Source organism: Actinacidiphila epipremni (genome assembly GCF_012034175.1).
Lineage (GTDB): Bacteria > Actinomycetota > Actinomycetes > Streptomycetales > Streptomycetaceae > Actinacidiphila > Actinacidiphila epipremni.
The window spans coordinates 38,715-52,777 of the sequence record NZ_JAATEJ010000039.1 but is presented as its reverse complement, the minus strand read 5'-3'; the positions used below and the strand labels follow the sequence as shown (position 1 = coordinate 52,777).

The 14,063-nt window shown below is 72.1% G+C and carries 6 protein-coding genes and 1 riboswitch; of the genes, 3 read left to right on the top strand and 3 right to left on the bottom strand.

The window, feature by feature from the left end:
- Positions 1–14: 14 nt before the first annotated feature.
- Positions 15–2,486 (bottom strand): DNA helicase PcrA, encoded by a 2,472-nt coding sequence (gene pcrA / locus HCN08_RS32460; protein ID WP_167986907.1) that lies wholly within the window; start codon positions 2,484–2,486, stop codon positions 15–17.
- Between the two features lie 281 nt (positions 2,487–2,767).
- Between pcrA and HCN08_RS32455 the strand changes: the two genes are divergently transcribed.
- The 3 genes from HCN08_RS32455 (at position 2,768) to HCN08_RS32445 (ending at position 6,665) form a co-directional block, all read left to right on the top strand.
- Positions 2,768–3,892 carry a C40 family peptidase gene (locus HCN08_RS32455; protein WP_167986906.1) on the top strand — a complete coding sequence of 375 codons (1,125 nt, stop codon included), beginning with the start codon at positions 2,768–2,770 and terminating at the stop codon, positions 3,890–3,892.
- Positions 3,893–4,093: 201 nt separating this feature from the next.
- A riboswitch (cyclic di-AMP (ydaO/yuaA leader) is annotated at positions 4,094–4,250 on the top strand.
- A 7-nt stretch (positions 4,251–4,257) separates the two neighbouring features.
- The gene (locus tag HCN08_RS32450) at positions 4,258–5,292 is read left to right on the top strand and encodes a C40 family peptidase (protein WP_167986905.1); all 1,035 of its coding nucleotides are present in this window, start codon (positions 4,258–4,260) and stop codon (positions 5,290–5,292) included.
- 320 nt (positions 5,293–5,612) lie between these two features.
- Positions 5,613–6,665, top strand: a complete 1,053-nt coding sequence (locus HCN08_RS32445; RefSeq protein WP_167986904.1) for a C40 family peptidase — start codon at positions 5,613–5,615, stop codon at positions 6,663–6,665.
- An 87-nt stretch (positions 6,666–6,752) separates the two neighbouring features.
- On the opposite strand, the gene HCN08_RS32440 is transcribed toward HCN08_RS32445, so the two are convergent.
- Positions 6,753–7,385, bottom strand: coding sequence for a hypothetical protein (locus HCN08_RS32440; RefSeq protein WP_167986903.1), 633 nt, complete (start codon positions 7,383–7,385; stop codon positions 6,753–6,755).
- Between the two features lie 62 nt (positions 7,386–7,447).
- On the bottom strand, positions 7,448–14,032 hold the full coding sequence (locus HCN08_RS32435; RefSeq protein ID WP_167986902.1) for an RHS repeat-associated core domain-containing protein: 6,585 nt from the start codon (positions 14,030–14,032) through the stop codon (positions 7,448–7,450).
- Between the last annotated feature and the right edge of the window lie 31 nt (positions 14,033–14,063).

The window sequence follows — 14,063 nt, the reverse complement described above, 5'->3', positions numbered from 1 at the left end:
CGCGCCGGCCGCGGCTACAGCTTCTCCACCGGCGCGTACCGCAGCAGCAGCTGCTTGGGGCGCTCGTCGCCGAAGTCGATCGTCGCCTTCTCGTCACCGGGCTGCCCGGTGACCGAGATGACCGTGCCGAGGCCGAACTGGTCGTGCGTGACCCGGTCGCCGACCTTGAGCGAGATGACCGGGCGGTCGCCCGCCCCCCGCCGGGTCGCGAAGCCGCCCGCGCCGCGCCGCCCGGCGCCGGTACCGGAGCCCAGCGTCGAGGAGAGCGACGCCGCCGCCTTGGAGGCCGCGCTGCCGCCCCCGCCGCCGAAGCCCTTCGCGTCGGAGCCGGTGCGCTTCCAGTCGATCAGGGCGGCCGGGATCTCCTCCAGGAAGCGCGAGGGCGGGTTGTACGCGGGCTGGCCCCACGCGCTGCGCATCATCGACCGGGTCAGGTAGAGCCGTTCGCGGGCGCGCGTGATGCCCACGTACGCCAGCCGCCGCTCCTCCTCCAGCTCCTTGACCTCGCCCAGCGCCCGCATGTGCGGGAAGACGCCGTCCTCCATGCCGGTGAGGAAGACCACCGGGAACTCCAGGCCCTTGGCGGTGTGCAGCGTCATGAGGGTGATGACGCCGCCGTTGTCCTCGTCGTCGTCGGGGATCTGGTCGGAGTCGGCGACCAGCGCCACCCGCTCCAGGAACTCGGCGAGCGAGCCGGGCTCCCCCTCACCCTGCTCCTGCTCGAACTCCAGTGCCACCGCGGCCAGTTCCTGGAGGTTCTCGACCCGCGTCTCGTCCTGCGGGTCGGTCGACGCCTGCAACTCGGCGAGGTAGCCGGTGCGCTCCAGCACCGCCTCCAGCACCACCGCGGGGCCGGCGCCGGACTCGACGACGGTGCGCAGCTCGTCCATCAGCGTGTTGAACCGCTTGACCGCGTTCGCCGAGCGGGCCGCCATCCCGTACGCCTCGTCGACCCGGCGCAGGGCGGCGGCGAAGGAGACCTTCTCGCGCAGCGCGAGCGCGTCGATCATCGCCTCGGCGCGCTCGCCGATGCCGCGCTTGGGCACGTTGAGGATCCGGCGCAGCGGGACGGCGTCCTCGGGGTTGGCCAGCACGCGCAGGTACGCGAGCACGTCCCGGACCTCGCGCCGCTCGTAGAAGCGGACGCCGCCGACGACCTTGTACGGCAGCCCGACCCGGATGAAGACCTCCTCGAAGACCCGGGACTGCGCGTTGGTGCGGTAGAAGACGGCGACGTCGCCGGGGCGGGCGTCGCCGGCGTCGGTGAGGCGGTCTATCTCGTCGGCGACGAACTGCGCCTCGTCGTGCTCCTGGTCGGCGGTGTAGCCGACGATGACCGGGCCGTCGCCGGACTGCGTCCACAGGTTCTTCGCGCGCCGCCCGGCGTTGCGCTCGATGACGGCGTTGGCGGCGGACAGGATGTTCTGCGTGGAGCGGTAGTTCTGCTCCAGCAGGATCGTGCGGGCCTGCGGGTAGTCCTCCTCGAACTGGAGGATGTTGCGGATCGTGGCGCCGCGGAAGGCGTAGATCGACTGGTCGGCGTCACCGACCACGCACAGCTCGGCCATGGGGGTGGCCGCCGGGCCGTCGGCTCCGGCGGACTCGCCGGTGCCGACGAGCTCGCGCACCAGGGTGTACTGCGCGTGGTTGGTGTCCTGGTACTCGTCGACCAGGACGTGCCGGAAGCGCCGCCGGTAGTGCTCGGCGACGTCCGGGAACGCCTGGAGCAGGTTGACCGTGGTCATGATGATGTCGTCGAAGTCCAGCGCGTTGGCCTCGCGCAGCCGCGCCTGGTAGAGCGCGTACGCCTCGGCGAGCTTCTTCTCGAACGGATTCTCCGCCTGCCCGGCGAAGGTCTCCTCGTCCACCAGCTCGTTCTTGAGGTTGGAGATCTTCGCGCTGAAGGACTTCGGCGGGAACTGCTTCGGGTCGAGGTCCAGGTCCCGGCAGACCAGGGCCATCAGGCGCTTGGAGTCGGCCGCGTCGTAGATCGAGAAGGACGAGGTGAAGCCGAGGACCTTCGACTCGCGGCGCAGGATGCGCACGCACGCGCTGTGGAAGGTGGACACCCACATGGCCTTGGCGCGCGGGCCCACCAGGGCCTCCACGCGCTCCTTCATCTCGCCGGCGGCCTTGTTGGTGAAGGTGATCGCGAGGATCGCGCCGGGGTGGACGTCGCGCGCGGCGAGCAGGTGGGCGATGCGGTGGGTGAGCACCCGGGTCTTGCCGGAGCCGGCGCCCGCGACGATGAGCAGCGGCCCGCCGGAGTGCTCCACGGCGGCACGCTGCTGCTCGTTGAGCCCTTCGAGGAGCTGCGCGGGGTCGGTGGCCGGGCGCGGGGCACCGTCGCGGTAGTACGCGTCCCGTTCCCGGGCCGGTGCGCCGCCGTACTCCGGGTCGTCCGGGGGCGGCGGCGCGTCGGGGTCGGCCGGTTCCGGCGCCACGTGCAGACCGGGCAGGAAGTCGTCGTCAAAGAGGCTGCTCATCGCCTCCCGAGTCTAGGTGTTCCCACCGACAGCCACGGCCGGCTTCCGCGTCCCGCACCCGTACGCGGCCGGCGGGCGGGTGTCCTGCGCCCGTACGGGGCCCGTGGGCGCCGGCGCGCACACCCGGCCGTACCGCGGCCGGCACGCTCGGTGACATTCGGACGGCCGGCGGAATTGATTACGAAAAGGTATCGGCACCAACCGGACACCGGCCTTCCCCCGGCGGCGCGGCACGGCTACGGTGCCGCACCAGGCAGCCGTCCGAAAGGAGTGCGCCCGGCATGGCGACACACCGTAAGTCCCGTACCGCGATACTCAGCGCCCCGGGGCCGCGTACGGCCGTGGGGCTGACGACGGCCGCGCTGGCGACCGTGACGCTGTTCTCCGAGGCCGCGAGCGCCGCGCCCCAGAGCCCGGCCGCGCAGCCGTCCATCGCCGAGGTCAAGGCGAAGGTGGACGCGCTCACGCATGACGCGGAGGTCGCCACCGAGACGTACAACGGGGCGAAGGAGAAGGTGACCCGGCAGAACGCCACCGTCAACCAACTGCTCACCCAGGCCGCCCAGAAGACGCAGGACCTCAATGACTCGCGGCGGCTGCTCGGGCAGTTCGCGGCGGCGCAGTACCGCGCCGGCGGCGACGACTCGACGGCGAACCTGCTGCTCGCCTCCAGCCCGCAGGACCTGCTCGACGCGCGGCACCTGACCGCGCTGTTCGGCAAGCGGCAGAAGGCGGCGGTCGAGAACTACCGGGTGCAGCAGGCCGCCGCGACGCAGAAGCGCATCGAGGCGGCCAAGTCGCTGGCGACGCTGACCACGCAGCAGGCGCAGCTGAAGGCCGCCAAGGCCGATGTGCAGACCAAGCTCGGCGCGGCGCAGAAGCTGCTCAACAGCCTCACCGCGCAGGAGAAGGCGCGGCTCGCGGCGCTGGAGGCCCAGCAGGAGGCGGAGGCCAAGAAGAAGGCCGCCGCCCTCGCGGCGCAGGAGAAGGCCAAGGCGAAGGCGGCGCAGGCCCAGCAGGCGTCGTCCCCGTCGAAGACGACGACCCCGGTGAACGCCTCGGTCGCCGACAAGGCGATCGCCTTCGCCCGCGACCAGTTGGGCGACCCGTACGTGTGGGGCGCGACCGGCCCCGACTCGTGGGACTGCTCGGGCCTGACGCAGGCGGCCTACCGGGCGGCCGGCGTGACGCTGCCGCGTACCACCGGGGAGCAGGTCGACGTCGGCAGCAGGGTGTCGGAGTCGAACCTCCAGCCGGGCGACCTGATCTTCTTCTACAGCGACCACAGCCACGTCGGGATCTACATCGGCGGCGGGGAGATGATCCACGCCCCGCACACCGGCACGGTCGTGAAGATCGCGCCGATCACCGAAATGCCCTTCTACGGTGCGGTTCGCCCCTACTGAGCCACCATCCGGCCGCCGTCCGACCGCCGTCCGACCGCGGTCCGGCCGCCGCCGGTGCCGCGTCCGGCCGAGCGGTCACCAACCGTAAGATCACAAAGCGATTTCGGTCACGTTTCGATCCAAACTTCCCAGAGACGGGAGAGTTTGGCTACGGTAGCCCGCTAGGCGACGCGTTTCGCCGCCGGTGACAGTGCCGGCAGCGCGCCGCCTCCGCTCAATCCGGCCCAGGCCGGAACCGGGGACCCACCAAGCACGTTGGGGTGAATCGGGACAAGTCGCCGCAGGCGGCGGACCCGTAGGGCCAACCTTCCCGGCCCGAACCCGTCAGCTAACCCGGTCGGCGGTTCACGGAAGGAGTCGCCTTCGTGGCGTCGCACCGCAAGCCGCACCGGCGCATGCTGGCCACCACCGCCCCCCGCGCGGCGGTCGGAGTCACCGCGGCGGCCCTGGCCTCGGTCACCCTGCTCAGCGAGAGCGCGAACGCCGCGCCCGCCAAGCCCTCCATCGCCGAGGTGAAGGCGCAGATCGACGACCTGAACCAGCAGGCCGAGGTCGCGACGCAGAATTACGACCAGGCGATGGAGAAGACCAAGACGCAGGCGGCGAAGACCAACCAGCTGCTCGCCCAGGTCGCCCAGAAGACCCAGCAGATGAACGACACCCGCCGGGTGCTGGGCCAGTTCGCCAACGAGCAGTACCGCGGCGGCGGCATCGACCCGACCGTGCAGCTGCTGCTGTCCCCCGACCCCGAGGCGTTCCTCGACCAGTCGCACACCCTCGACCAGCTCTCGGCGACGCAGGCGCAGGCGCTCAAGACCTTCCGCACGCAGCAGGAGCAGGCGTCCGTGCAGCGGGCGCAGGCCACCGCGAGCCTCAACCAGCTCACGACCGCGCAGAGCCAGCTCGCCGCGCAGAAGACGACGGTGCAGAACAAGCTCGCCGCCGCGCAGAAGCTGCTCAACAGCCTCAACGCCGAGCAGCGCGCGAAGATCGCGAACATGGACAAGGGCTCGTCGTCCACGAGCAGTTACACCTACTCCGGGCCCGCGACCGGCCGGGCCGCCGCCGCCATCAAGTTCGCCCTCGCGCAGCGCGGCAAGCCGTATGTGTACGGCGCCACCGGCCCCGGCTCGTACGACTGCTCCGGGCTCACGCAGGCCGCGTACAAGGCGGCGGGCGTCACGATCGGCCGGACGACCTACGACCAGGCCAAGGACGGCGTAGCGGTCTCCAAGGCCGATCTCCAGCCCGGCGACCTGGTCTTCTTCTACTCGGGCCTGTCGCACGTCGGCATCTACCTGGGCAACGGCCAGATCGTGCACGCCCCGCACACCGGCGCCTTCGTCGAGGTCGCCCCGCTGAGCTGGATGCCCTTCGCGACGGCCCGCCGGGTCGCCTGACCCGCCCCACCGAGGGAACCCACGGCGTACGGGCGCCCCGTCCGGATCCGGCCACCCGGTCAACGCGTGCCGGTTTACGGGCGGGTCACCCGTCGAACGGCGGTCATGAGCGGCCAGCCGCGGGCAAAAGGGGGCAGTCCCGGTCAGTGCGCCCCCGCGGCGCACCCGGCGGGTCTAGCGTCGCTCCTCAGGTGGCCGACACCCCATTGCCGCGCGGCGACGCGACGGCACCGGCCACCCCCGCCGAAGGCCCGGCGGCGCCCTGTTCCCCCGTGCAGGCGCCGCCGGGCCGTCCCCCGGAAGAAGGAGTGACGGCCGCAATGGCCTCCCACAGTCCCGCCGACCGCAGACGTCCCGCCCGGGTCGGTGTCACCCTCGCCCTCGCCTCGGCCGCCTCCGTCGGCCTCCTCGGCGAAACCGGGCACGCCGACCCGCAGCTCACCACCGAGCAGGCCCGCGCGCAGGTCGCGACCCTCTACCAGCAGGCCGAGCAGGCCACCCAGCGCTACGACGGCGCCAAGGAGCAGGCCGACCGGGCCGGCGCCGCGGTCACCGCGCTCCAGGACGAACTCGCCCGCAAGGCCGCCGCCGTCAACGCCACCCGGGACACGCTCGGCTCCATCGCCGCCGCGCAGTACCGCACCGGCGGCGTCGATCCGCTGCTCCAGCTCGCGCTCAGCTCCACCCCCGACACCTACCTGGAGCGTGCCGCCCTCATGACCCAGGCCGGCACCCGCCAGTCCGCGGCCCTCGGTCAACTCGCCGCCCAGCAGCGGGACCTGGCCGCCACCCGGGCCCAAGCGACCGACCGGCTCGCCGCGTTACGCGACGCGCAGGCCACCGTCGCCGCGCAGCGCAGCACCGTCAACGCCAAACTCGCCGCCGCCCAGGCGCTGTTGTCCCACCTCACCGCGGCCCAGCGGGCGGCCTTCGCCGCTGACGACGGCCCCACCGCGCCGGCCGGCTCGGCCGCCGCCTCCCGCGACACCGCCCGCCCGCCGCTCGCCGCCCCGGCCGCGCCCTCCCCGCGCGCCGCCCGGGCCGTCGCCTTCGCCTACCGGGCGCTCGGCCGGCCCTACGTGTGGGGCGCGACGGGCCCCGGCGCGTACGACTGCTCGGGCCTGACGCAGGCGGCGTGGAAGTCCGCGGGCGTGTCGCTGCCGCGCACCACCTATACGCAGATCAACGCCGGCACACGCGTCTCGCGGGGCCAACTCCAGCCGGGCGACCTGGTGTTCTTCTACTCCGGGGTGAGCCATGTCGGCATCTACATCGGCGGCGGCAAGATGATCCACGCGCCGCACCCCGGCTCGACAGTGCGGATCGCCCCCATCGGTGAGATGCCGTTCGCCGGGGCGGTCCGGCCCAGCTGAGCCCGGTAAACGCCGGGCGTGCGTGAGCGCGGAGGGGGCGGGAGGGCCGGTGGCGGCCGGCCCTCCCGCGTCAGCGACCGTGGCCCGTCACAGATCGACGTCCATGGTCAGGGTCCTGCTCGTGCCGTCCACGGAGACCGTGGCGGTGAGCTTCTCGTGGTCCGGCCAGTGCGTCAGCGGCAGGAAGTACGCGGTCCCGCCGCCGACTTGGGGGCCGAGCTTCCTGATCGGCCGGGCTTGGACCGGCTTTCCGGCCAGCGTGAGCGAGGTCAACTCGCCGTGGCCGATGCGGAAGGCCAGGTAGAAGTGCGCGCCGAGGTCGGCGCCCGGGCCGAACAGCGCCCGCAGCTCCGGCTGGTGGTCGCGCTCGGCCGCCGTGGGCCCGGCGCAGTCGAAGGTGTAGTCCGAGGCCGAGGACGCCGCGGCCAGGCACATCCGGCCGCCCCGGGTCTCCCAGAAATAGCGCTCGGTCCCGGTGCCCGACGCGATCCGGGTCACCCCGGCGGCGTCCGGCGCGTCCTGCGGTCCCGCCAGGTGGTGCAGCACCTCCTGGACCGGATCGGTCGGCGGGTCCTGCGCGTCGGCCGGCCCGGTGGGAGCGGCGGTGGACGGCGGCGCACTCCCCCGCGACGGCGGGGAGGCCGTCGCGGGCGGGCCCGCCGGCGCGGCGGCGCAACCCGCCGCGCCGGCGGCGGTGGCCGCGGCGAGAACCGCGGCCACCGTCGCTCGTACGGTGACACCACGGGCGCGGGAGAGCGCCCGCCTCATCCGGGAGGACGTCGTCACCGGCAGTTCGTCCCCTGGCACGCGGTGCCTTCGAGGGCGATCGGCTGCGGGTGCTCCTGGTCGGAGTAGAAGTCCGGCTGCCAGTCGGCGACGTTGTACGTGCCCCAGTTCTGGTAGGTCGTCCGGCCGTCCCGGTGGTGGTAGGCGGTGCGGTAGCGGGTGACCTGCCCGTTGGCGAAGAGGCCGATCTTCTGGCCCTTCTTGAGCGGCACGGTGTTGGTCACCGTCATGGACTTGGTGTCGGTCGTCTGGTCGGTGTGCGTCCAGGTGTAGGTGCCGGCGAAGCCGACGGTGACCTCCATCTTCACCTTCCCGATGAGGGGGATGCCCCCCTCGGCGCCGGCCTTCACCGAGGTGTTCCAGCTCCAGCCGTTGGCGAACTGCTCGGTCGTGGACCGGGCCGACGACACCGAGTAGGTGTAGCCGTACGTCTCACCGTCGGCGATGGCCGTGAGAGGGGCGGCGACCCTGGTGTGGTCGATGTAGTCGAAAGGATCGCCCACCTGGGTCGTGACCGTCCAGTCCACGTCGGGGCCGACGTCGGGGATGTTGACGCCGAGCGGGAGCCCGGGCGGCAGCTGGGTGCAGCCGTCGCAGAAGTGGTGCGCCGCGGGGTCGTAACCACCGCCGCCTCCACCGCCACCTCCGCCGCCACCACCGGAGCCGCCACCGCCGTGGCCGCCTCCCCCGCCACCACCGCCGCCGCCGTGGCCACCGCCACCACCGCCTCCGCCACCGCCGCCACCGCCGGACGGCGGCGGGATGGGCGGCAGGTTGCCGTACGTGCCGTGGTCACCGCTGCAGTACACCGGGTAGCAGCTCTCCTGGCCGGTCGGGTCGCTCTTCGTGACCGGGCTGTTCTCGGCGTACGCGTAGCCGTTGAGGCTCTGCGGCTTGTCGGTCTCCAGCTTCGGGTCGACGCTGAGGAACCGTCCGGTGGCCGCGTCGTACTCCCGCGCGCCGATGTGGGTCAGCCCGGTGTCGGGGTCCAGGGGCTTGCCCAGGAATCCCTTGTCGTCCGGCCAGTTGGCCGCCGTGGTGCCGCGCGGGGCGCCGTACGGTGTCGCGTAGCGCTTGGTGACGGCCTGCGTCGTGCCGTCCAGCGCGAGGCTCGCGGTGCCGTGGGCGTCGCCGGCGATCCAGCTGAGCTGGGGGACGCCGGGCTGCGTGGTGCGCTCGGCCACGACCTGGCCGTCGGCGCCCTCGGAGTAGCTGCGCACCGCCCATGTCGTGGTCGTGCCGCCGGACGTCCTGGTGTGCAGCTCGGTGCTGCCGAGGTAGACGACGCTCTCGCCGTCGCCCGCGGTGGTGTGCTTGACCAGCAGGTTGCCCTCGGCGTCGTAGACGTACGAGGCCGCGTCGCCGCCCTCGCTGGTGGTGGCGAGGTCGCCCTCGCCGGTCCAGGTCAGGGACTGGCCGCCGGTGCCGGCGGCCGGGCGGGCGGTGGTGTTGCCGGTGTTGTCGTAGGAGTAGGCCGGGGTGACGCCGGTGCAGCTCGCGCCGGTGGTGGTGGCGCTGAGCGCGTGCGGCCGGGTGGCGCCGTAGCAGGACAGCGTGGTGGCGTCGCCGCTCGCGGTGTGCCGTGTCTCGGTCAGCCGCAGGCCCGAGGGGTTGAAGGTGTAGCTCGTGCTGTACGCGGCGGGGCCGCCGAGCGCGGCGGTGGCCGCCGTACCGGACGTGCAGTCGCCGCTCGCCGGGGTCCAGGCGCTGGTCATGCGCTGGTAGCCGTCGTAGCCGAAGCACTGCGTGTCGGTCGTGGTGGTGCCGCCGAGCGTCGACGGGTCGCTGATCTTGGTGACGTTGCCGGCGTCGTCGTAGGAGTAGTGCAGATCCTGCGGCATCCACGCGTGCGTGTCGTCGGTGACGTAGCTGCGCAGCAGCCGGCCGGTGCCCTCCTCCCACTCGTTGTCCAGGTAGGCCTGCTTGACCTGGGCGGACGGCGAGACGCCAAGCGTGAGCTGGAGCGGCTTGCCGGTCGAGGAGTAGGCGGTGTCCAGGACGTAGTGCGACGTGCCGGTGACGGCGTCGACCTGGCCGGTGGGCGTGTAGGTGTAGCTGACGTCCTCCTTGGGCAGCCCGGCGACCGCCGGCGAACTGACGTGCTGCACGGTGCCGTCGGAGTTGTACTGCGAGCTGAAGGCGTAACTGGCCTGCGCCGCACCGGAGACGACCAGCGGGTCCTTCGGGTCGAGGTCGATCTCGCTGCCGACCGGGTGGTACAGGTTGTCGTAGGCGGTCACCTTCTGGGTGTACGCCTTGCCGCTCACCCCGCCGTCGTAGCGGATGGAGTCGGCGGCCTGGCCGACCGCGACGGTGTCGTACGTCCACGCGGCGAGCTTGTCGGCATCGGTCTTGCTGGTCTGCCACAGCCCGGTCTTGCGGCCGGCGTCGTCGTAACCGTAGAGCAGGGTGCGCTGGTTGGCGTTGGTGGTGGTCGCGATGAGGTCGGTCGGGGTGTAGGTGGTGGAGCTGGCGCCCATGTCCGGGTCGGTGTTGGCGGTCTGCCGGCCGAACAGGTCGTAGCCGTAGGTCCACTTGGCGTTGTCCGGGCCGGTGACGGTGAGCTGCTTGCCGTCGCGGGCGTAGGTGTACGCGGTGCTGTCGTGCGCAGGCGCCGGGGCGGTGCCGCCGAAGTCGGTGTCGTCGTACGACGGTCCGGCGTATTCGCGCCGTTCGGTGGTGCGGCCCAGCGCGTCGGTGACGGTACGGGTCGCGGTGCCGCCGGCCGGGGCGCTGGTGGCGGTGGAGTCACCGGTGTAGCTGGTGGTGGTGGTCCACTTCGGCACGCCGTAGACCAGCAGTTGGTCGGCCGTGCTGCGGCCGGCGCCGTCGAAGGTGATCTCGTGCTGGGTGGGGGTGCCGCCGTACAGCCCCCGGTCGTACGTGCCGCCCGGGGCGTGCGCGTCGTCGTAGGTGTCGGCGTAGGTCTCGTAGGCCAGGCCGCGGGAGTCGTAGCGGGTGTCGGTCAGCAGCCGGCCGCCGCTCGCGGACGGGGTCTGCTGCTGGATCGGGCGCAGCAGCGCGTCGTAGATCTGGTAGCTGGTGACGCGGCTGTTGTTGGGGCCGAGCACGGACGTGGCGACGTAAGGGGCGCTGCCGCGGGCCACGTGGTAGGTGTACGTGGTGCTGGCGGTCTCACCGCCGTCCTTGCTGCGGTTGGGCTGCCACACGCCGGTGAGCCGGCCGAGCGCGTCGTACGTCGTCTCGGTCTTCTTGCCGGCCGGGTCGTACGACTTCAGCGGCAGGCCGCGCTGCCCGTCGACGTAGGTGTCGGTGATGTGGCCGAGCGGGTCGGTGACCCGGGTGCGGGACAGCACGCCGTTGGCCGCCATGGTGTAACCGGTGGTCGTGGCCTTGCCGTTGGCGTCGCTGGAGCTGGTGACGCGGCCGAGGGAGTCGTAGAGGTCGGTCTCGGTGGTCTGCCAGCCGTTGGGCTTGCGCTGGCCGTTGGCGTCGGCGGACGCCGGGTAGGAGGAGGCGCGGCCCTGCCAGTTCGCGTCGCCCTTGGTCGGGGTCTGTGCCGAAGTCCACGTGGTGGCCGAGGCGTTGTCGTAGACGGTGCCGGTGTCGGAGAGGACGTCGCCGGGTGTGCTGCTGTTGCCGGGCAGCGACAGCGAGGCGTCGCCGACCGAGCAGGGCCGGCCGACCGTCTGGGTCCTGGAGACCAGGGAGTTGATGCCGGCCGCGTCGTTGCGCGCGTACCAGGTGCGTACGCATGTCTCGTCGCCGGACTTCGCGGTGTCGCCCGCGTGGTCCTCGCTGGTGACCATGCCGTACGCGTCGTACGTCTTGGCGACCGACGTGGCACGCCAGGTGGCCTGCGCGGTCAGGTAGGTGTAGTCGTACGTCTTGGCGTCGCGCACGTAGTACGACTCGATGTCGGCGTACGACTTGTGCTGCGTCGCGGTGCGCGCCGACCACGGGTCGTCGACGGTCGCCGAGACGGGCGTCGTGCCGTTGTAGATGACCTTCTCCCGCGTGTAGCCCTGGTATTGGTCGGAGTCGGTGATCGCCGGGACGCTCAGGCCGCTGACCGGCTGCGCGTTGACCTTCACCGAGCGCGGGGTGCCGGACTTCTGCCTGTCGCCGTCCATGCCCTGCATGAAGGTGGTGACGGTCTTCTCCTGGCCCGCGCCCGGGGTGCCGGTCAGCTCGGTGACGGTGCCGTAGCCGCGCCAGATGGACCAGGTGCGCTCCTTCTCCGGCGTCAGCGGGCTGTCGTCGTAGTGCCAGGCGGGGTTGGCGTAGGAGTACGTGTGCACGACCGGTTCGTTGCTGCCGGTGGGGTCGGCCTCCTGGACGCTGACCACGCGGTATTTGTGGAACCAGTCGAGGGAGGCGTCGAGCGAGCCGTTGACGTGCCAGTAGACCGGGTAGCACGACAGGGTGTCGTTGTCCTCGGCCGCCGGCATCTTCGAGCCGCGGACGCACTCGGCGGGCGAGAGCGTCACGGTGAGGATCGCGCCGGTCTCCGAGGTGACGGTGGCGATCCGCGGCCGGTTCAGCGGCAGGATGTCGTCGGTGGCGTCCACCCGGTCCGGCTTCATCTGGTACGTGAAGGACACCGGGTCCAGCGCGAGCGCGGTACCGGCCTTGCCGGTGTGCTTGATCTGGTCCAGCACCAGCGTCTGGTCCGAACTGTCGCCGATGTCACCGGGGTCGAGGTATTTCTGCGTGAAGTCCCAGGTGTCGACCGGGGTGTAGGTGGTGCCGGTGCCGGACCACACCGACGTCTCGACCTTGGTCAGCCGCTTGCGGGTGAAGAAGGACGGCGAGACAGCGTCGCAGTCGTCGTCCGAGGCGCCCGCGGCGCAGATCTGGTCGAAGGGCACGTCCGGCCAGTTGGGCGCGGTCTTCTCGGTGAGGCTGGAGCAGTCCGCGGCCAGGCAGCGCTCGGCGTAGCCGAAGCTGATCTGCTGGGTGGCCGTCGCGCTGAAAAGCGTCCCGGACTTCTGGCCGTAGAGGATCTTGGTGAGGTAACCGCCGCGGGTGTAGGTGGCGTTGGCGGTGGTGGCCTTGTCCTTCTTGTAGGAGTTGGTCTCCGCGGTGTACCAGTACGACTGGGCGTTGCCGTGAGTGTCGACGACGTAGTCCAGATTCCAGCGCCAGGCCTGGTTGTACCAGCGGTCGGCGAGCGAACTCCCCTTGCCGTAGCCGGGTTCGCCGGCATCGTCGCCGAACACCGGCACCGTCCATACGGAGTTGGTGCGCTGGGTGCCGGCGCCCGGGAGCTTGTTCAGGCCGAAGACGTATTTCGTGCCGTCTCCGGTGGTCACCGTCCAATACTCGCCGGCGCCGTCCACGCTGTCGCCCTGGTCGCCGTTGTCACCGCCGGTGGAGTGGGTGACGGTGGAGGCGTCGTCGTCGGCCAGCCGCCACCTGCCGGTCGTGTCGTCCTTGACCAGCTCGGTGGCCTTGCCGTCGAGGACGAGCGAGGCGTTGTCGTACTTCCAGCACAGGTCGTAGACCTTGGCCTGGCCGTCGTCGTCGCAACTGCCGTAGTCGCGCTCGACGTAGGAGTCCGAGGTGAGCGAGAAGCCCTCGCCGACCTGGGAGCCCTGGTTGTTCGTCGAGGCGGTGCGGCCGTCGATGCTGCCGGAGTCGTAGCCGAGCTCCACCTGCGGCACCGCGCCGCCCGCGGTGGGCGGCACCGACATCGGGTAGGACCAGGCGAAGGAGCCCGAGGAGGAGCCGCCGGTCCAGGTCGCGGACGGGGAGAGCTGGGTGGCGGAGTAGTTGCCGGTGCCCTTGTCCGACTCGCCGCTGGTCGCGGTCAGCGCGAGGACGGTGGCGGTCTGCGCCGCCGCCTCGGCTGTCTTGGCGGTCGTCGCCGTCTTGGATGTCTTGGCCGTCGTCGCCGTCTTCGTCGCGGGCAGCGTCGCCGAAACGGTCTGCGCGGAGACGTCGTTGGAGGAGGCCAGCGGGGTCTGCGTACGGCACTCCGCCTTCTCCGGCGTGGTCAGCGCGCACTCCGGGAGGGTGACCAGCCGCAGCCGGCCCGACCAGTCGCCGCCGTAGCCGGAGGCGAAAGCGGCGTAGCCGACGCCGACCGTGCCGGGCGCGGTCGCGCCCCGCGGGGTGACGGAGAACAGCACGCCGCTGACCCCGGCCGCCCGGGCCGCCGCCCGGTCGGCGACGGTGACCTCGGCCGTACCGGAAGCGCCGGACGCACCGGAAGCACCGGACGTACCGGACGTGCGGGCCTTGCCGGCCGCCGCGCCGATGGTCACCGGCAGGCCGCCCGCGGTGGCGTGCCCGCCGACCGCGACCGTCGCGCTGCCGCCGCCCGGCCAGCTCACCTTCTGCTGCGCCAGCGCCCTGGCCGCCTGCTGGTCGTTGGCGGTGCGCTGCGCGGCCACCTGGGCGCGCTGCTCGGCCGCGCCCGGCGCCACATGGTGGGTCGTGGTGCTGCGCGACGCCGGCACGCCGGTTCTGCCGAGCGGTTTGCCGGGGTCCGCGGCGTGCGCCAGAGGGGTCAGCCCCAGTGGCACCAGGAGCGCGACGGCCGCCGCAGCGACCAGCCCCGCCTCCCCTCCTCTTCGGGTACGCGGTCTGCGTACGCCCTGGTCAGACGGTCTCATCGTGATGCCACACCTACTCCTGGACATGCCT

Bases quoted from the DNA above. Each gene is read 5' to 3' on its own strand.
- HCN08_RS32445 (WP_167986904.1), top strand. From the start codon at position 5,613: ATGGCCTCCCACAGTCCCGCCGACCGCAGACGTCCCGCCCGGGTCGGT.
- HCN08_RS32455 (WP_167986906.1), top strand. From the start codon at position 2,768: ATGGCGACACACCGTAAGTCCCGTACCGCGATACTCAGCGCCCCGGGG.
- pcrA (WP_167986907.1), bottom strand. From the start codon at position 2,486: ATGAGCAGCCTCTTTGACGACGACTTCCTGCCCGGTCTGCACGTGGCG.
- HCN08_RS32435 (WP_167986902.1), bottom strand. From the start codon at position 14,032: ATGAGACCGTCTGACCAGGGCGTACGCAGACCGCGTACCCGAAGAGGA.